The sequence below is a fragment of the Pseudomonas sp. CFII64 genome (assembly GCF_000416235.1).
Taxonomy (GTDB): Bacteria; Pseudomonadota; Gammaproteobacteria; order Pseudomonadales; family Pseudomonadaceae; genus Aquipseudomonas.
The window spans coordinates 367,901-385,605 of sequence record NZ_ATLO01000049.1 but is presented as its reverse complement, the minus strand read 5'-3'; the positions used below and the strand labels follow the sequence as shown (position 1 = coordinate 385,605).

Here is a 17,705-nt window from a genome sequence, read left to right as displayed (position 1 = left end):
GCGGATAACCGAAACCATGTTCACAGATCATAAAATTCCTCTTGGCGAGTACATCGCGGCCTTCGTCGAATGGCTGACCCAACACGGTGCCAGCACTTTCGATGCGATCGCGTCTACGCTGGAGACCATGATCCACGGCCTGACGTCTTCGTTGACCTGGTTCAATCCTCTTGTGTTGATCGGCTTGATTGCCTTGCTCGCGCACTTCATCCAGCGCAAATGGGGCCTGACGGTTTTCGTCATCATCTCGTTTCTGCTGATCCTCAACCTGGGTTACTGGGTTCAGACCATGGAAACCCTGGCGCAGGTGCTGTTCGCCACCTTCGTCTGCGTATTGATCGGCGTGCCGCTGGGCATCATTGCCGCCCACAAACCGATGTTCTACACCATCATGCGGCCGATTCTGGACTTGATGCAGACGGTTCCGACCTTCGTTTACCTGATCCCTACCCTGACGCTGTTCGGCCTGGGCGTTGTGCCTGGTCTGATTTCAACGGTGGTCTTCGCCATTGCCGCGCCGATCCGCCTGACGTATCTGGGTATCCGCGATGTACCCCACGAATTGCTCGATGCCGGCAAAGCCTTTGGCTCATCGCGACGCCAGTTGCTGACGCGCATCGAACTGCCTTACGCCATGCCGAGCATCGCTGCCGGCATTACCCAATGCATCATGCTTTCGCTATCGATGGTGGTAATCGCCGCACTGGTAGGTGCCGACGGCCTGGGCAAACCTGTGGTCAACGCATTGAACACCGCTGACATCGCCCTGGGCTTCGAAGCAGGCCTGGCGATCGTACTGCTGGCAATCATGCTCGACCGTATCTGCAAACAACCCGACGCCAAGGTGAGGGCTGACGCATGAGCATCATCAAATTCGACAAGGTAGACGTTATCTTCTCCAAGGATCCGCGTGAGGCCCTCAAGTTGCTGGATGAAGGCCTGACGCGTGACCAGATTCTGAAAAAAACCGGCCAGATCGTCGGGGTGGAAAAAGCCAGCCTGGAGGTTCAAAAGGGCGAAATCTGCGTGCTTATGGGCTTGTCCGGTTCCGGCAAATCCAGCCTGTTGCGCTGTATCAACGGCCTCAACACCGTGAGCCGTGGCGCGCTGTACGTCGAGCATGAAGGTTCGCAGATCAACATTGCGTCCTGCACGCCCGCCGAACTGAAAATGATGCGCACCAAGCGTATCGCCATGGTCTTCCAGAAGTTCGCCTTGATGCCGTGGCTGACGGTGCGCGAGAACATCAGCTTCGGCCTGGAAATGCAGGGTCGCCCGGAAAAGGAACGGCGCAAGCTGGTCGATGAAAAACTCGAACTGGTGGGCCTGACCCAATGGCGTAACAAGAAACCCGACGAACTGTCCGGCGGCATGCAGCAACGTGTCGGCCTGGCCCGGGCGCTGGCCATGGACGCCGATATCCTGCTGATGGATGAACCCTTCTCCGCCCTCGATCCACTGATCCGCCAAGGCTTGCAGGACGAACTGCTGGAACTGCAGAACAAGTTGAGCAAAACCATCGTGTTCGTGAGTCACGACCTTGATGAAGCCCTGAAACTGGGCAGCCGGATCGCGATCATGAAAGACGGCCGCATCGTGCAATACAGCGTGCCGGAAGAAATCGTCCTCAACCCGGCCGATGACTATGTACGCACTTTCGTCGCCCACACCAATCCGCTCAATGTTCTGTGCGGCCGCAGCCTGATGCGCACGCTGGACAATTGCACCAAGATCAACGGCTCGGTCTGCCTCGATCCGGGCGTCGATTCATGGCTCGATCTGGCCGAAGGCAACACCATCAAAGGTGCACGCCAGGGTGCGGGTCAGCTTGACCTGCAAAACTGGGCACCAGGCCAGCCAATGGACACCCTCAACCGCCGCCCGACCCTGGTAGACTCCAACATCGGCATGCGCGACGCGTTGCAGATCCGCTACCAGACCGGCAACAAGCTGGTGCTGCAAGACGGCAATCAAGTGGTCGGTATTCTGGGTGACAGCGAGCTGTATCACGCGCTTTTGGGTAAAAACCTCGGTTAAACGCAGCACCGCCCTCGCGGCTAAAGCCGCTCCTACGGATTGCACGAGGCCCGTAGGACCGGATTTAGCCGGAAGGGCGTTCTAGACGATAAACGCGACTGAATACCTCGCGGCTGAAGCCGCTCCTACGGATCGCACAAGGCCCGTAGGACCGGCTTTAGCCGGGAGCGACGCACTGAGTTTCACCCCTTTCCGCGCGCCCCTGCTTTTTTATTGATTGAACGTTCAATAAAAAATCTTTAGACTGGCCCAGCCATTTCAGGCACTGCGATCAGTCCGGCGAACCAGGAGATTCAACGATATGCCCAAGGTCGGTATGCAACCCATTCGACGTCAACAACTGATCCAGGCCACGCTCACTGCGGTCGATCAGGTCGGAATGGGCGACGCCAGCATCGCGTTGATCGCCCGTCTGGCGGGTGTCTCCAACGGCATCATCAGCCATTATTTTCAGGACAAGAACGGCCTGATCGCGGCCACCATGCGCCATCTGATGAACGCCTTGATCGCCAATGTCAGCGACCGCCGACAGGCGCTGACCGATGACAGCCCGCGGGCGCATCTGCAAGTGATCATCGAAGGCAACTTCGACGCCAGCCAGGTCAACGGCCCGGCAATGAAAACCTGGCTGGCCTTTTGGGCCACCAGCATGCACCAACCGTCCTTGCACAGGTTGCAGCGGATCAACGATCACCGCCTGTATTCGAACCTGTGCTGTCAGTTCCGCCGCGTCTTGCCGCTGGAGCAAGCGCGTAGCGCAGCCCGTGGCCTGGCGGCCCTGATCGACGGTTTATGGTTGCGCGGCGCGCTGTCGGGCGATGCCTTCGACACCGAACAAGCGCAACAGATCGCGTACGAATATATGGATTTTCAACTGGCGAAATCGGTGAGCTGAAGCCCTGTAGCGGCCACTCACCCACCTGACATCAGTCATCGCCACCACTCAAGAATTTGCGAGGACTTTATGGCCCGTTTCGAACAGCAAAAACTCTACATCGACGGCGGCTACGTGGACGCCAGCAGCAACGCGACTTTCGACGCCATCAACCCGGCGAACGGCGAAGTCCTGGCACAGGTCCAGCGCGCCACCAAAGACGACGTCGAACGCGCCGTGGTCAGCGCCGAGAAAGGCCAGAAAATCTGGGCCGCCATGACCGCCATGGAGCGTTCGCGCATCCTGCGTCGCGCCGTGGACATCTTGCGTGAACGCAACGATGAACTCGCCGCGCTGGAAACCCTCGACACCGGCAAGGCCATCTCCGAAACCAAATACGTCGACATCGTGACCGGCGCCGACGTGCTGGAATATTACGCGGGCCTGGTGCCTGCCATCGAAGGCGAGCAAATCCCGCTGCGCACGTCTTCCTTCGTCTACACCCGCCGCGAGCCGCTGGGCGTGGTTGCCGGTATCGGCGCGTGGAACTATCCGATCCAGATCGCCCTGTGGAAATCCGCACCGGCGCTGGCAGCGGGCAACGCGATGATCTTCAAGCCCAGCGAAGTCACTTCGCTGACCACCTTGAAGCTGGCAGAAATCTACACCGCTGCAGGCGTGCCGGATGGCGTGTTCAACGTGCTGACCGGCGCCGGTAGCGAGGTCGGCAGCTGGCTCACCGAACACCCGCGCATCGAGAAAATCTCCTTCACCGGTGGCGTCAACACCGGCAAGAAAGTCATGGCCAGCGCTTCGGGCTCTTCCCTCAAGGAAGTGACCATGGAACTGGGCGGCAAGTCGCCGCTGATCATCTTCGACGACGCCGATCTGGATCGTGCCGCCGACATCGCGATGATGGCCAACTTCTACAGCTCGGGCCAGGTCTGCACCAACGGCACCCGCGTCTTCGTGCCCAACGCATTGAAAGCCGCGTTCGAAGCTAAAATCGTCGAGCGTGTGAAACGTGTTCGTGTCGGCAATCCGGAAGACGACAACACCAACTTCGGCCCGCTGGTCAGCTTCGCCCACATGGAAAGCGTGCTGGGTTACATCGCCTCCGGCAAAGAGCAAGGCGCACGCCTGCTGTGTGGCGGCGAGCGACTGACCGAAGGTGAATTTGCCAAAGGCGCCTTCGTGGCACCCACGGTATTCACCGATTGCACCGACGAGATGAAAATCGTCCGTGAAGAAATCTTCGGCCCGGTGATGAGTATTCTCGGCTATGACAGCGAGGAAGAAGTGATCCGCCGCGCCAACGATACCGAATTCGGCCTGGCCGCCGGTATCGTCACCAAAGACCTGAGCCGCGCCCACCGCGTGATTCACCAGCTCGAAGCCGGCATCTGCTGGATCAACGCCTGGGGCGAATCAGCGGCGGAAATGCCGGTCGGCGGCTACAAGCAATCGGGCGTGGGTCGTGAAAACGGCATCAGCTCCCTGGCGCAGTACACGCGGATCAAATCGGTGCAGGTTGAGCTTGGGGATTACGCGTCGGTGTTTTGATCATCCCGACTGACGCCCTCGCGGCTGAAGCCGCTCCTACGGACCTGGCGCATCGTCGTAGGAGCGGATTTATCCGCGAGGAGGCCTCCAGGCTAGCGCACTTGCATGGGGTGCAAGGGGTCGAGTGAGCCAATCATTCCCCCGCTCCAATTATTTTCAAAGAGGGTGCAGTAATGTCCCAGGAATTCGATTACATCATCATCGGCGCAGGTTCGGCCGGTAATACTCTGGCAGCCCGTCTCACCGAAGACCCAGGCGTCACCGTTCTGCTGCTGGAAGCAGGCGGCCCGGACTATCGTCTGGACTTCCGCACACAAATGCCCGCGGCACTGGCATTCCCGCTGCAAGGCCGCCGCTACAACTGGGCCTACGAAACCGATCCAGAACCGCACATGAACGGCCGCCGCATGGAATGTGGCCGTGGCAAGGGTTTGGGTGGTTCGTCGTTGATCAACGGCATGTGCTACATCCGTGGCAATGCGATGGACTACGACGGCTGGGCGAAAAATCCGGGGCTGGAAGACTGGAGCTATCTGGACTGTCTGCCGTATTTCCGCAAGGCGGAAAGCCGCGACACCGGCGCCAACGATTATCACGGCGGCGATGGCCCGGTCAGCGTGACCACGCCCAAAGCCGGCAACAATCCACTGTTCCACGCCATGGTCGAAGCGGGCGTGCAAGCCGGTTATCCACGCACTGAAGACCTCAACGGTTATCAGCAGGAAGGTTTCGGCCCGATGGATCGCACCGTGACGCCCAATGGTCGTCGCGCCAGCACCGCTCGCGGTTATCTGGACGAAGCGAAAAAGCGCTCGACGCTGACCATCGTGACTCACGCCCTGACCGACCGCATTCTGTTTGAAGACAAGCGCGCGGTTGGCGTGGCTTATCTGGTGGGCGACAACGACGCCCACGTCGAAGCCCGTGCGCGCAAGGAAGTCCTGCTGTGCGGCGGTGCCATCGCTTCGCCGCAGATCCTGCAGCGTTCCGGCGTCGGCCCGGCTGACGTGCTGAACAAGCTCGATGTGCCAGTGGTTCACGATCTGCCTGGCGTTGGTCAGAACCTGCAAGACCACCTGGAAATGTACCTGCAATATGCCTGCACCCAGCCGGTTTCCCTGTATCCATCGCTGCTGTGGTGGAATCAGCCAGCCATCGGCGCCGAATGGATGTTCCTCGGCACAGGCATCGGTGCCAGCAATCAGTTCGAAGCGGGCGGTTTTATCCGTTCCAGCGAAGCCTTCGAATGGCCAAACATTCAATACCACTTCCTGCCGGTCGCGATTAACTACAACGGCAGCAATGGCGTCAAAGAGCATGGCTTCCAGGCCCACGTGGGTTCGATGCGTTCGCCCAGCCGTGGCCGCGTGCAGATCAAGTCGAAGAATCCTCGCGAATATCCGAGCATTCTTTTCAACTACATGGCTTCCGAGCAGGACTGGCAGGAATTCCGCGACGGCATCCGCCTGACCCGGGAAATCATGCAGCAACCGGCGCTGGATCCATACCGTGGCCGCGAAATCAGCCCCGGCATTGAAGTGCAGTCCGATGAGGATCTGGACAAGTTCGTGCGTGATCATGCCGAAACTGCGTTCCATCCATCGTGCTCGTGCAAGATGGGCACCGACGAGATGGCCGTGGTGGATGGCGAAGGTCGTGTGCATGGCCTGCAAGGCCTGCGGGTTGTCGATGCGTCGATCATGCCGCTGATCACCACCGGCAACCTCAATGCGCCAACGATCATGATCGCCGAGAAAATCGCCGACAAGATCCGCGGCCGCGCCCCGCTGCCACGCAGCACTGCCGCTTACTTCGTCGCGGGCGACAAGCCTGCGCGTGGCAAGCCGGCCCGGGAAGTGAGCCGTACGGCCCAGTAACCGCGTCAAGCCCCTCCCGGCTAAAGCCGGTCCTACGATGCGTGTTCCCGTAGGACCGGCTTCAGCCGGGAGGGATTCATTTCGAACACCGCAAATCCCATCTACACCCGCCGCGCTTGATCCCGACATCGCCACCGGCCTAATCTAGCGCCACGCAAACGATCAACCTCAACGCCGAGCCGCTGGGCCGAATCGGTTCGACGCGATCCTGTGCAGCAAGGGTTGCCCGGTTCAAGTCAGAAACATCGTGTTGCTCCGCTCGCGGCTAAAGCCGCTCCTACGGATTACGCCTGCCTCGTAGGAGCGGCTTTAGCCGCGAGAAATCCCCGCAATATTCAGATAGAGGCCATCCTGCATGTTCGATCTTTCCGCTCAGCTTTCGCAGCGGTTTGCTGCCCTGCAGAGCCGCGCCCAATTCTATTCCCTGCGTTACGTGCGCCAGACCAGCCAGCATTTGTGCGTGCGCAAGAACGTTGCCGAACCGCCCTATCTGAGCAGTGACGAAGGCGCGATGCTGACCGTGCGCCTCAATGGCGTGGAAGCCTACGCCGCAACCCAGGACATCTCGCAACGCGGCCTGCAGGCTGCGCTGGAACACGCCGAAGCCCTTGCCCGCCGTCTGGCGCCCCACGCACTGCTGGACTTGACGGACCAGACCGTCGCCACCGCCCGCGCCGACTACGTATCGCCGCACCTGAACGATGCCTTCCCGCCATTAAGCGATTGTCTGCACCTGTTGATGAGCGAGTCCACGGCCGTGCCGCAGGATGATCGCCTGGTGAACTGGCAAGTCAGCCTGGGCCTGGAAAACGTTGAGCAGATCTACCTCAACAACGCTGGCGCGCAGATTCGCCGGGCGCAGCGTTTCGTTTATCCGGGCATGACCGTGACCGCCTACGACGGCAGCGACAGCCAGACCCGCAGCCTGGGTCGGGACAACTTTGGCCAGCAAGGCGGCGCAGAAGTCATCGCCAGCTGCGGGCTGATCGGCGCAGCGGGTAACGTCGCCGATCAAGCGCTGCAACTGATCATGGCGCCCAACACGCCGCAAGGCCCGCGCGACCTGCTGTTGATGCCGGACCAAATGATCCTGCAAATCCACGAATCCATCGGCCATCCGCTGGAACTGGACCGCATTCTCGGCGACGAGCGCAATTACGCGGGCACCAGTTTCGTCAAGGCCAGCGACTTCGGCAGCCTGCAATATGGTTCGAAGCTGCTCAACGTGACCTTCGACCCGGAAATCCCCGAGCAACTGGCCAGCTACAGCCACGACGACGATGGCACTGCCGCGAGCAAGCAGTTTTTGATTCGTGAAGGCAAGCTGGAGCGTCCGTTGGGCGGTGCGTTGTCGCAGCATCGTGCGGGCATGGACGGCGTCGCCAACAGTCGCGCCTGCGGCTGGAATCGCCCGCCCATCGACCGCATGGCCAATCTGAACATCGAGCCCGGCGATCAACCGCTGGCACAGCTGATCGGTAATATCGAGCACGGCATTCTGATGTCCACCAATCGCTCGTGGTCCATCGACGATGCGCGCAATAAATTCCAGTTCGGCTGCGAATGGGGCCAGCTGATCGAAAACGGCGAACTCAAAGGCGTGGTCAAGAACCCCAATTACCGGGCGATTTCCGCGCAATTCTGGAAGAACCTCAGCGCGGTGGGCGATGCCAGCACCTTCAAAGTGCTGGGCACGCCAAACTGCGGCAAGGGCGAACCCAATCAAGTGATCCGCGTCGGTCACGCATCTCCGGCCTGCGTATTCAGTCAGGTCGACGTATTCGGAGGCGATGCCTGATGGCGCATCAACAGCAATTCCAGGCGCTGGTCGAATCCCTCAAGGGCGCGCTCACGCAGCAGGAGCAATTTACCCTCGCCTACAACGCCGAGGAATCGGATTTCATTCGCTTCAATCACGCCAAGGTGCGTCAGCTCGGCCATGTGCAGCAGGCCAGCGTGACCTTCAAGCTGATCGACGACGAGCGTCACGCCAACTTGCGCCTGACGCTGTCAGGTGAGGCCGACATCGACCGGCAACGCCTGAGCGAAGCGTTGCATCAGCTGCGCGAAACCCTGACCTTGCTGCCCAAGGACCCGTACCTGAAACCCAACACCGACGCCTGGCAAACCAGCAACGTGCAGGCGCAGCCATTGCCGGACAGCGCCGACGTGGTGGAGCAGATCGCTCGTCTGGCGCAAGGGCTGGATCTGGTGGGTTTCTATGCGGCAGGTCCGCTGTATCGCGGTTTCGCCAGTTCGTGGGGCGCGCTGGGCTGGCACCAGGCCAACAGTTTCAATTTCGACTGGAGTCTGTTTCACGACAACGGCCAGGCGGTGAAAGCCAACTATGCCGGGCACGACTGGAGCGACGCCGCGTTCGCCCGCCGCTTCGAACTGGCGCGCGAGCAGCTGGAGTTTATCGGCCGTCCGCTGAAAACCCTGGCGCCGGGGCAATACCGCGCCTATCTGGCGCCAGCGGCCATGGACGAAATCATCGGCATGCTGTGCTGGGGCGGTTTTTCCGCGCAATCACTGGCGAACAAGACCAGCCCGTTGCAGCGTCTGTACAGCGGCGATGCCCACTTGAGCCCGCTGGTGAGCCTTGACGAGCAGGTCAGCGGCCCGCTGTCTCCAGCGTTTTCCGGCGAAGGTTATCCACGCAAGGATCTGGCCTTGGTCGCCAACGGGCAGGCTCGCGAGCAACTGGTGGATTCGGCCAGCGCGGCCGAGTATGGCCTGGCAACCAACGGCGCTGATCCGGGCGAGTCGCCGAATTCCCTGAGCATGGCGGGAGGTTCGCTGGAGCTTGAGCAGATCCTGGAGAGAATCGGCACCGGCCTGTACATCGGCAATCTCTGGTACCTGAACTACTCCGATCAAGCCGCCGCGCGCCTGACCGGCATGACCCGTTTCGCGACGTTCTGGGTCGAAGACGGCAAGATCCAGGCGCCGGTCAGCACCATGCGTTTCGACGACAGCGCCTACAGCCTGTTGGGCAGCGCATTGGAAGATTTGACCCAAGAGCGGGAACTGATTCTCTCGACAAGTACCTATAGTGAGCGCCAGACAGCGTCGAGTCAGCTGCCGGGGGCTTTAATCAGCCGGTTGACGTTGACGCTTTGACCGCCAGCGCATGCCCCGTAGGACCGGCTTCAGCCGGGAGAGCATTATTCCAGGCAATGAAGATGCCTCAGGTAGGTTGCCGCCCTCCCGGCTAAAGCCGGTCCTACAAATCAACCCGTTCTTTGCGCACAACAACAAGGACCCCCATGCCGATCACCGCCCCGCTTCTGGATGAAAAAGCCCTACGCTGGTTGCCTTGGGTAGTTGCCATTGCGTTCTTCATGCAGAGCCTGGACGGCACGATTCTCAACACGGCGTTGCCTTCAATGGCGCGTTCGCTGGCCGAAGACCCGTTGCGCATGCAGTCGGTGGTGATTGCCTACATGCTCACCATCGCCTTGCTGATCCCGGCCTCGGGCTGGATCGCCGACCGCTTTGGCATCAAGCAGATTTTCTTCAGCGCGATCCTGCTGTTCAGCTTCGGCTCGCTGCTGTGCGCGCTGTCCAATTCGCTGACCATGCTGATCGGCGCGCGAGTGGTGCAAGGCCTCGGCGGGGCCTTGATGCTGCCCATCGGGCGCCTGATCGTGCTGCGGGCTTATCCGCGCTCGGAGCTGGTGCGGATCATGAGTTTCATCACCCTGCCCGGCCTGCTCGGCCCGCTGATGGGCCCGACCCTGGGCGGCTGGATGGTGGAATACCTGAGCTGGCACTGGATCTTCCTGATCAATATTCCGGTGGGCATTGTCGGCTGTTTCGCGGTCAAGCACTTCATTCCCGACCTGGCTGGCGGTGGCCGCACGCGTTTTGACGGTGTCGGCTTCACCCTGTTTGGCGCGGCGATGGTGCTGATTACCATTGCGCTGGAGGGCCTCGGCGAACTGCACTTGCCGCACCTGCGCGTGGTCTTGCTGCTGTTCGGCGGCTTCGGTTGCCTGGCCGCTTATTGGCTGCGCGCCGGGCATGTGGACGCGCCGCTGTTCGCGCCTTCGCTGTTTCGCACGCGAACCTTTGCGGTGGGCATTCTCGGCAATCTGTTCGCCCGACTGGGCAGTGGTGCGCTGCCATTTCTGATGCCGCTGCTGTTGCAAGTCGCACTGGGTTATTCGCCTTCCCAAGCGGGGATGAGCATGCTGCCGCTGGCGGCTGCGGCGATGTTCGCCAAGTCCGTGGCGCGCTGGCTGATTGAGCGCCTGGGTTATCGCATTATTCTCACCGGCAACACCTTGATGCTCGGCATTCTGCTGTCGAGCCTTGCCCTGGTCGGCAGCGAAACGCCGTATTGGCTGTTGCTGGTGCATCTGGGCTTGCTGGGCGCGGTGAACTCCCTGCAATTCACCGCCATGAACACCGTGACGCTCATCGACCTGGACGACGCCAGCGCCGCCAGCGGCAACAGCCTGCTGTCGGTGGTCGCGCAGTTGTCCCTGAGCTTCGGCGTGGCGTGCGCGGCGGCATTGCTCGGCGGCTTTACCGATCAGGTCGCGACCGGCGAAGTGAGCAGCGTGCTGGGCGCCTTCCAGCTGACGTTCCTGACGGTGGGCATCATGGCGATGTTCGCGGCGGGGATTTTCCTGCAGTTACCGTCGCGTGAGGTGAAGCCCAAGGCTGCGTAAGACCGGCTTCAGCCGGGAGAAGGCTCTGGCAGGGGATACATCTTCTGAGCCTGATGACCTGTCCTCCCGGCTGAAGCCGGTCCTACAGTAAAAACCAGGCCTATCGCCACCCGGCGGGAGTCAGCCAGGCTGGCTCGGGACCTGATACACTGCGCGACATTTTGTTTTGCAGGCCCATCCCGTGACTAACACCGCTTTCAATACTTTGCCCCTGTCCGCCGCCATGCTGGCTAACCTGGAGTCGCTTGGTTACGCCGAAATGACGCCGATTCAGGCGCAGAGCCTGCCGGTGATTCTCAAGGGCATGGACCTCATCGCCCAGGCTAAAACCGGTAGCGGCAAGACCGCCGCATTCGGCATCGGCCTGATCAATCCGATCAACCCGCGCTATTTCGGTTGCCAGGCCCTTGTGCTGTGCCCGACCCGCGAGCTGGCTGACCAGGTGGCGAAAGAAATTCGTCGTCTGGCGCGCTCCGAAGACAACATCAAGGTGCTGACCTTGTGCGGCGGCGTGTCCTTCGGCCCGCAGATCGGTTCCCTGGAGCACGGCGCGCACATCATCGTCGGTACGCCGGGCCGTATTCAGCAGCATTTGCGCAAAGGTTCGCTGGTGCTGGACGGCCTGAACACGCTGATCCTCGACGAAGCCGACCGCATGCTGGACATGGGTTTCTACGACGCCATCGCCGACATCATCGAGCAGACCCCGAAAAAGCGTCAGACGCTGTTGTTCTCGGCCACTTATCCGGTGGGCATCAAGCAGCTGTCGTCCAAGTTCATGCGCGATCCGCAGACCGTCAAGGTCGAAGCGCTGCACGCCGACAGCCAGATCGAGCAGATTTTCTACGAAATCTCCCCGGAAGATCGCCTCGACGCCGTGGTCAAAGTGCTCGGTCACTTCCGTCCGCAATCCTGCGTGGCGTTCTGTTTCACCAAGCAGCAGTGCCAGGAAGTGGTCGATCACCTGACCGCCAAGGGCATTTCCGCTGTCGGCCTGCATGGCGATCTGGAGCAGCGTGATCGCGATCAAGTGCTGGCAATGTTCGCCAACCGCAGCACGTCGGTATTGGTCGCCACTGACGTTGCCGCGCGTGGCCTGGACATCGATGCCCTGGACATGGTGCTCAACGTCGAGCTGGCCCGGGATTCGGAAATGCACATTCACCGCGTTGGCCGTACCGGTCGTGCTGGCGAGAAAGGCATCGCGATCAGTCTGGTCGCGCCGTCGGAAAGCCAGCGCGCCCGCGCCATCGAGGAAATCCAGAAAGCTTCGTTGCGCTGGGATCAGCTGGACAACCTGAAAAACGCCGGCGGTTCGCAGCTGATTCCGACCATGAGCACCTTGTGCATCGGTTCCGGCCGCAAGGACAAACTGCGTCCCGGCGACATCCTCGGCGCATTGACCGGCGACGCCGGCATCCCAGGCACCCAGGTCGGCAAGATCGCGATCTTTGATTTCCAGGCGTACGTCGCGGTCGAGCGCAGCGTCGCCAAACAGGCGCTGGAGCGCTTGAACAACGGCAAGATCAAAGGCAAATCGTTGCGCGTGCGGATTTTGTAAGAACCCACTGAAACCCTCGCGGCTAAAGCCGCTCCTACGGATCAGATTTTTCTTGTAGGAGCGGATTTATCCGCGAGGGCGTCATTCAGACACCCGAGGAAACCGCTGTGCCCGTTACTGACGTTGTGATCATTGGCGCTGGCGCCGCAGGTTTGATGTGCGCGCTGACCGCTGCCAGTCGCGGATGCAAGGTGATGTTGATCGATCACGCCAACAAGCCCGGCAAGAAAATCCTCATGTCCGGCGGCGGGCGCTGCAATTTCACCAACCTGTACACCGAGCCGGCCAATTTCCTGTCGCAGAATCCGCACTTCTGCAAATCGGCGCTGGCGCGTTATACCCAGTGGGATTTCATCGCGCTGGTCGCCAAGCACGGCGTGCCGTATCACGAGAAAAAGCTCGGCCAGTTGTTCTGCGATAACAAATCCAGCGACATCCTCGAACTGCTGCTGGACGAATGCCGGCAAGCGGGCGTCAGCCTGCATATGGACACGTCCGTGCAGCAGATCGAAAAAACCGAGAGCGGCTACACGCTGGCTACCACGCTGGGCAATCTGAGCTGCGAATCGCTGGTGATCGCCACCGGCGGCCTGTCGATCCCGACGCTGGGCGCCACCGGATTCGGTTATCAGGTCGGCAAGCAGTTCGGCCACACATTGCTGCCGACGCGCGCCGGTCTTGTGCCGTTCACCATCACCGATCAGCTCAAGGAAATCTGCACCGAGCTGTCCGGCACCTCGGTGGACTGTCTGGTCAGCTGCAACGACACGAGCTTCCGCGAGAACATCCTGTTCACCCATCGCGGCCTCAGCGGTCCGGCGATCCTGCAAATCTCGTCGTTCTGGAATTCCGGCGATGCCGTGGAAATCAACCTGCTGCCGGATCACGACGTCGCCAGCTGGCTCAACGAGCAACAAGCCGAACGGCCCAACAGCGAGCTGAAAACCCTGCTGGGGGAAATCTTCACCAAGAAGATGGCCAACCTGATCGCCGAGCATTGGTTCGTCTCCAAGCCCATGAAGCAGTACACCCACGCTGAACTGGCGGATATCGCTGGCAAACTGGCGAGCTGGCAGGTCGTCCCGGCAGGCACCGAAGGCTATCGCACGGCGGAAGTGACCCTGGGCGGCATCGACACGCGTGAAGTGTCCTCGAAAACCATGGAATCGCTGAAGTCGCCGGGCTTGTATTTCATTGGCGAAGTGCTGGACGTCAGCGGGCATCTGGGCGGTTTCAACTTCCAGTGGGCCTGGGCGTCGGCGTATGCAGCGGCGCAGTTTGTCTGAAGCGGCCGGATCGTCAATGACTGAGCTGTGAGCGCCGATCTTCCCGCGGACACCGGGCGAAACGCGCCCGGTAGCTGCGGGTGAAATACGAAGGCGATTCGAAACCGCAGGCGATGCTGACTTCCAGCACGCTCATGTCGCTTTGACGCAGTAACTGCCGGGCTTTCTCCAGGCGTAGGCCAAGATAGAAATTGCTCGGCGTGTCGTTCAGGTGCAGGCGGAACAGGCGCTCCAACTGGCGTCGCGTGACCTGAATGCCTTCGGCCAGTTGCAGCGTGCTTAACGGCGGCTCGGTGTGTTGTTCCATTTCGCCGATTACCTGCACCAGCTTTTTGCTGCTGATGCCATAACGCGTGGCGATCTGCATGCGCTGGTGATCCTTGCGCGGACGAATGCGCCCGAGCACGAATTGCTCCGACACCTTGATCGCCAGCTCCGGGCCGTGGGCCTGGCCGATCAGGTCGAGCATCATGTCGATGGACGCGGTGCCGCCTGCACAGGTGATGCGCCGCCGGTCGATCTCGAACAATTCCTGGGTAACCTGCAGCTTCGGCCACGATTCCTTGAACGCATCGATGGCTTCCCAATGCATGGTCAGCCGATGGTTATCCAGCAGCCCGGCCTGGGCCAGCACAAAGCTCCCCGAATCGATTGCACCCAAGGTCACGCCTTCGTTGTCCAGACGTCGCAGCCAGTGTTCAAGTGCCGGCGTGCAGGACTTCAACGGCTCGAAGCCGGCCACGACCCACACCGTCGCGCCTTTTTTCAACGGCTCCAGCGCTGCATCGGCATTGACCGACATGCCATTGCTGGCGATCACCGCGCCACCATCCACGCTCAGCACATGCCAGCGGTACAGCTCGCCACCAAACCGATTGGCGACCCGCAACGGCTCCACCGCCGACACAAAACCCATCACCGAAAAGCCGGGCATGAGCAGAAAGTAGAAATCCTGGGACATCGATGGTTTCCGTTTGATCAAGAGCGCAAAACCGTAGGACCGGCTTTAGCCGCGAGGACGCTTTCGCGGCTAAAGCCGCTCCTACGGATTCGCCGCGCAGTGCGCATTGAGATACGCCGGTTGCACGAGCATGGCAATAGCACAGGTCGCTGCTGTGCAAGAGCGGGTCGCCGCTGTGCGCTTTTGCGGGGCGCTGGCTGCGTAGTTTTGCACCATCAAAACAAATCACGCCAAGCCTGCAAGGAACCTGATCAATGAACCATGACGTCATCATCACCTGCGCACTCACCGGTGCTGGCGACACCACCGGAAGAAGCCATCTTGTTCCGGTCACGCCCAAACAGATCGCAGCCGCAGCCGTTGAAGCCGCCAAAGCCGGCGCGACAGTGGTTCACTGCCACGTTCGCGACCCGCAAACCGGCAAGTTCAGCCGCGACGTTGCGCTGTATCGCGAAGTGATGGAGCGCATTCGCGAAGCGGACATCGACATCATCGTCAACCTCACCGCCGGCATGGGCGGCGATCTGGAAATCGGGCCTGGCGAGCGTCCGCTGGAGTTTGGCCCGAACACCGATCTGGTCGGCCCGCTGACCCGCCTGGCGCATGTCGAGGAGCTGCTGCCGGAAATCTGCACCCTGGATTGCGGCACGCTGAACTTCGGCGACGGCGACACCATTTATGTGTCCACGCCCGCCCAGCTGCGCGCTGGTGCCAAGCGCATTCAAGAGCTGGGCGTGAAGGCCGAGCTGGAAATCTTCGACACCGGTCATCTGTGGTTCGCCAAACAGATGATCAAGGAAGGCTTGCTCGACAACCCGCTGTTTCAGCTGTGCCTGGGCATTCCGTGGGGCGCTCCGGCAGATACCACCACCATGAAAGCCATGGTCGACAACCTGCCCGCCGACGCGGTGTGGGCCGGCTTCGGCATCGGTCGCATGCAAATGCCCATGGCGGCGCAAGCGGTGCTGTTGGGCGGCAACGTGCGGGTCGGACTGGAAGACAACATCTGGCTCGACCGTGGCGTGCTGGCCAGCAACGGCGCCCTGGTGGAACGCGCCAGCGAGATCCTCAGCCGCCTCGGTGCCCGCGTCATGACCCCGGCAGAAGGCCGCGTGAAGATGGGTTTGACCAAGCGCGGTTAAGCCACTGACTGTCTTGATTCCGTAGGACCGGCTTCAGCCGGGAGGGCGCTCTCCCGGCTGAAGCCGGTCCTACGGAGCCAGCGCAGCGGCCCCCCGGCATTCTATTCAAATCAGGAACAAACCATGACCTTCATCACCGACATCAAAACTTTCGCGGCCTTGGGCAGCGGCGTCATCGGCAGCGGCTGGGTGGCTCGCGCGCTGGCCCACGGCCTGGATGTTGTCGCTTGGGACCCGGCCCCCGGCGCCGAGGCTGCATTGCGCAAACGCGTCGCCAATGCCTGGCCCGCCCTTGAACAGAAAGGCCTGGCATCGGGCGCATCCAAGGATCGCCTGCGCTTTGTCGCGACCATCGAAGAATGCGTGCGCGATGCCGACTTCATTCAGGAGAGCGCGCCGGAGCGGCTGGATCTGAAACTTGAGCTGCACGGCAAGATCAGCGCAGCGGCCAAACCCAATGCGCTGATTGGCTCCAGTACTTCGGGCCTGCTGCCCAGCGAGTTCTACGAAGGCGCGACCCATCCGGAACGCTGCGTCGTCGGCCATCCGTTCAACCCGGTTTATCTGCTGCCGCTGGTGGAAGTGGTCGGCGGCCAACACACCGCGCCGGAAGCGGTGCAGGCGGCGATCGAGGTATATGAATCGCTGGGCATGCGCCCGCTGCATGTGCGCAAGGAAGTCCCCGGTTTCATTGCCGACCGCTTGCTCGAAGCGCTGTGGCGCGAGGCGTTGCATCTGGTCAACGACGGCGTGGCAACCACCGGAGAGATCGACGATGCGATTCGTTTTGGCGCCGGACTGCGCTGGTCGTTCATGGGCACGTTCCTGACCTACACACTGGCGGGCGGCGACGCCGGGATGCGGCATTTCATGAACCAGTTCGGCCCGGCCTTGAAGCTGCCGTGGACTTACCTGCCTGCGCCGGAACTCACCGACAAGCTGATCGACGATGTGGTCGATGGCACCAGCGATCAACTGGGCAAGCACAGCATCGCCGCGCTGGAACGTTATCGCGATGATTGCCTGCTGGCGGTGCTGGAAGCGGTGCGTGTGACCAAGGCCAAGCATGGTATGGCGTTCAACGACTAGCGCCCGACCAGCACCAAAACCAAAACCTTGTGGGAGCGAGCTTGCTCGCGAAGAACGATAACGCGGTGTGCCTGATTTAACGTGCCGCTGAATTCGCGGGCAAGCCTCGCTCCAACAATTTGAAGAGTTGAACATGCCCAACCTCATCACCTACAAAACCCCGATCCTCGCCGATTGGGTCGACTACAACGGGCATCTACGCGATGCCTTTTACATGTTGATTTTCAGCTACGCCACGGACGCCTTCATGGACCGAATCGGCCTGACCAGTGATAACCGCGACGCCAGCGGCCATTCGCTGTTCACCCTGGAAGCGCATATCAATTACCTGAACGAGGTGAAATTGCGCGAGCTGGTCGAGGTTCGCACGCAAATCGTCGCCCATGATCGCAAGCGCGTGCATCTCTACCACAGCCTGCACAAGGTCGATATCGACGAACCGCTGGCGGCCAGTGAGCAAATGCTGCTGCATGTGGACCTGGCAGCCGGGCCACGCTCCGCGCCGTTCGATGATGCGGTGTTGAATAAACTGCTGGGGATAGTGCAGGACCAGAAAGACTTGCCTGCGCCGAGGTATGTGGGGCGGGTAATTGGCATCCGTGAACCGTAGGACCGGCTTTAGCCGGGAGGGTCTCG

General features: G+C 61.0%; 14 protein-coding genes. 13 read left to right on the top strand and 1 reads right to left on the bottom strand.

Annotation, left to right across the window (positions count from 1 at the left end):
* The first annotated feature begins 16 nt into the window (after positions 1–16).
* From choW to CFII64_RS24625, 10 genes are all read left to right on the top strand, one after another.
* Positions 17–862 carry a choline ABC transporter permease subunit gene (gene choW / locus CFII64_RS24670; RefSeq protein WP_020293591.1) on the top strand — a complete coding sequence of 282 codons (846 nt, stop codon included), beginning with the start codon at positions 17–19 and terminating at the stop codon, positions 860–862.
* Positions 859–2,037: a choline ABC transporter ATP-binding protein gene (gene choV, locus CFII64_RS24665; RefSeq protein ID WP_020293590.1), complete on the top strand. Its 1,179-nt coding sequence runs from the start codon at positions 859–861 to the stop codon at positions 2,035–2,037. Before choW ends, choV begins: the two co-directional genes overlap by 4 nt.
* 301 nt (positions 2,038–2,338) lie before the next feature.
* The gene (gene betI / locus CFII64_RS24660; protein WP_020293589.1) at positions 2,339–2,932 is read left to right on the top strand and encodes a transcriptional regulator BetI; all 594 of its coding nucleotides are present in this window, start codon (positions 2,339–2,341) and stop codon (positions 2,930–2,932) included.
* Between the two features lie 69 nt (positions 2,933–3,001).
* Positions 3,002–4,474 carry a betaine-aldehyde dehydrogenase gene (gene betB / locus CFII64_RS24655; protein ID WP_020293588.1) on the top strand — a complete coding sequence of 491 codons (1,473 nt, stop codon included), beginning with the start codon at positions 3,002–3,004 and terminating at the stop codon, positions 4,472–4,474.
* Between the two features lie 173 nt (positions 4,475–4,647).
* Complete coding sequence (gene betA, locus CFII64_RS24650; RefSeq protein ID WP_020293587.1) at positions 4,648–6,351, top strand: choline dehydrogenase; 1,704 nt, start codon at positions 4,648–4,650, stop codon at positions 6,349–6,351.
* Between the two features lie 355 nt (positions 6,352–6,706).
* Positions 6,707–8,149, top strand: a complete 1,443-nt coding sequence (locus CFII64_RS24645; RefSeq protein ID WP_020293586.1) for a TldD/PmbA family protein — start codon at positions 6,707–6,709, stop codon at positions 8,147–8,149.
* Entirely contained in the window at positions 8,149–9,474 is a 1,326-nt protein-coding gene (locus tag CFII64_RS24640; RefSeq protein ID WP_020293585.1) for a TldD/PmbA family protein, read from the top strand. The genes CFII64_RS24645 and CFII64_RS24640 overlap by 1 nt, the downstream gene beginning before the upstream one ends.
* A 146-nt stretch (positions 9,475–9,620) precedes the next feature.
* Positions 9,621–11,030 (top strand): multidrug transporter subunit MdtD, encoded by a 1,410-nt coding sequence (gene mdtD, locus CFII64_RS24635; protein WP_020293584.1) that lies wholly within the window; start codon positions 9,621–9,623, stop codon positions 11,028–11,030.
* 181 nt (positions 11,031–11,211) lie between these two features.
* Positions 11,212–12,591, top strand: a complete 1,380-nt coding sequence (gene dbpA / locus CFII64_RS24630; RefSeq protein WP_020293583.1) for an ATP-dependent RNA helicase DbpA — start codon at positions 11,212–11,214, stop codon at positions 12,589–12,591.
* A gap of 107 nt (positions 12,592–12,698) precedes the next feature.
* On the top strand, positions 12,699–13,877 hold the full coding sequence (locus CFII64_RS24625) for an NAD(P)/FAD-dependent oxidoreductase (RefSeq protein WP_020293582.1): 1,179 nt from the start codon (positions 12,699–12,701) through the stop codon (positions 13,875–13,877).
* Between the two features lie 13 nt (positions 13,878–13,890).
* On the opposite strand, the gene CFII64_RS24620 is transcribed toward CFII64_RS24625, so the two are convergent.
* Positions 13,891–14,838: a GlxA family transcriptional regulator gene (locus CFII64_RS24620; protein WP_020293581.1), complete on the bottom strand. Its 948-nt coding sequence runs from the start codon at positions 14,836–14,838 to the stop codon at positions 13,891–13,893.
* 254 nt (positions 14,839–15,092) lie between these two features.
* On the opposite strand from CFII64_RS24620, the gene CFII64_RS24615 reads away from it, so the two are divergent.
* From CFII64_RS24615 to CFII64_RS24605, 3 genes are all read left to right on the top strand, one after another.
* Positions 15,093–15,980: a 3-keto-5-aminohexanoate cleavage protein gene (locus CFII64_RS24615; protein ID WP_020293580.1), complete on the top strand. Its 888-nt coding sequence runs from the start codon at positions 15,093–15,095 to the stop codon at positions 15,978–15,980.
* A 123-nt stretch (positions 15,981–16,103) separates the two neighbouring features.
* Positions 16,104–17,069 carry an L-carnitine dehydrogenase gene (locus tag CFII64_RS24610; protein ID WP_020293579.1) on the top strand — a complete coding sequence of 322 codons (966 nt, stop codon included), beginning with the start codon at positions 16,104–16,106 and terminating at the stop codon, positions 17,067–17,069.
* Positions 17,070–17,202: 133 nt separating this feature from the next.
* The gene (locus tag CFII64_RS24605) at positions 17,203–17,679 is read left to right on the top strand and encodes a thioesterase family protein (protein WP_020293578.1); all 477 of its coding nucleotides are present in this window, start codon (positions 17,203–17,205) and stop codon (positions 17,677–17,679) included.
* Positions 17,680–17,705: the final 26 nt, after the last annotated feature.

Excerpts from the sequence above, each read along its gene's own strand:
- choW (WP_020293591.1), top strand. The coding sequence starts at position 17 with ATGTTCACAGATCATAAAATTCCTCTTGGCGAGTACATCGCGGCCTTC.
- choV (WP_020293590.1), top strand. The coding sequence starts at position 859 with ATGAGCATCATCAAATTCGACAAGGTAGACGTTATCTTCTCCAAGGAT.
- betI (WP_020293589.1), top strand. The coding sequence starts at position 2,339 with ATGCCCAAGGTCGGTATGCAACCCATTCGACGTCAACAACTGATCCAG.
- betB (WP_020293588.1), top strand. The coding sequence starts at position 3,002 with ATGGCCCGTTTCGAACAGCAAAAACTCTACATCGACGGCGGCTACGTG.
- betA (WP_020293587.1), top strand. The coding sequence starts at position 4,648 with ATGTCCCAGGAATTCGATTACATCATCATCGGCGCAGGTTCGGCCGGT.
- CFII64_RS24645 (WP_020293586.1), top strand. The coding sequence starts at position 6,707 with ATGTTCGATCTTTCCGCTCAGCTTTCGCAGCGGTTTGCTGCCCTGCAG.
- CFII64_RS24640 (WP_020293585.1), top strand. The coding sequence starts at position 8,149 with ATGGCGCATCAACAGCAATTCCAGGCGCTGGTCGAATCCCTCAAGGGC.
- mdtD (WP_020293584.1), top strand. The coding sequence starts at position 9,621 with ATGCCGATCACCGCCCCGCTTCTGGATGAAAAAGCCCTACGCTGGTTG.
- CFII64_RS24620 (WP_020293581.1), bottom strand. The coding sequence starts at position 14,838 with ATGTCCCAGGATTTCTACTTTCTGCTCATGCCCGGCTTTTCGGTGATG.
- CFII64_RS24615 (WP_020293580.1), top strand. The coding sequence starts at position 15,093 with ATGAACCATGACGTCATCATCACCTGCGCACTCACCGGTGCTGGCGAC.
- CFII64_RS24610 (WP_020293579.1), top strand. The coding sequence starts at position 16,104 with ATGACCTTCATCACCGACATCAAAACTTTCGCGGCCTTGGGCAGCGGC.
- CFII64_RS24605 (WP_020293578.1), top strand. The coding sequence starts at position 17,203 with ATGCCCAACCTCATCACCTACAAAACCCCGATCCTCGCCGATTGGGTC.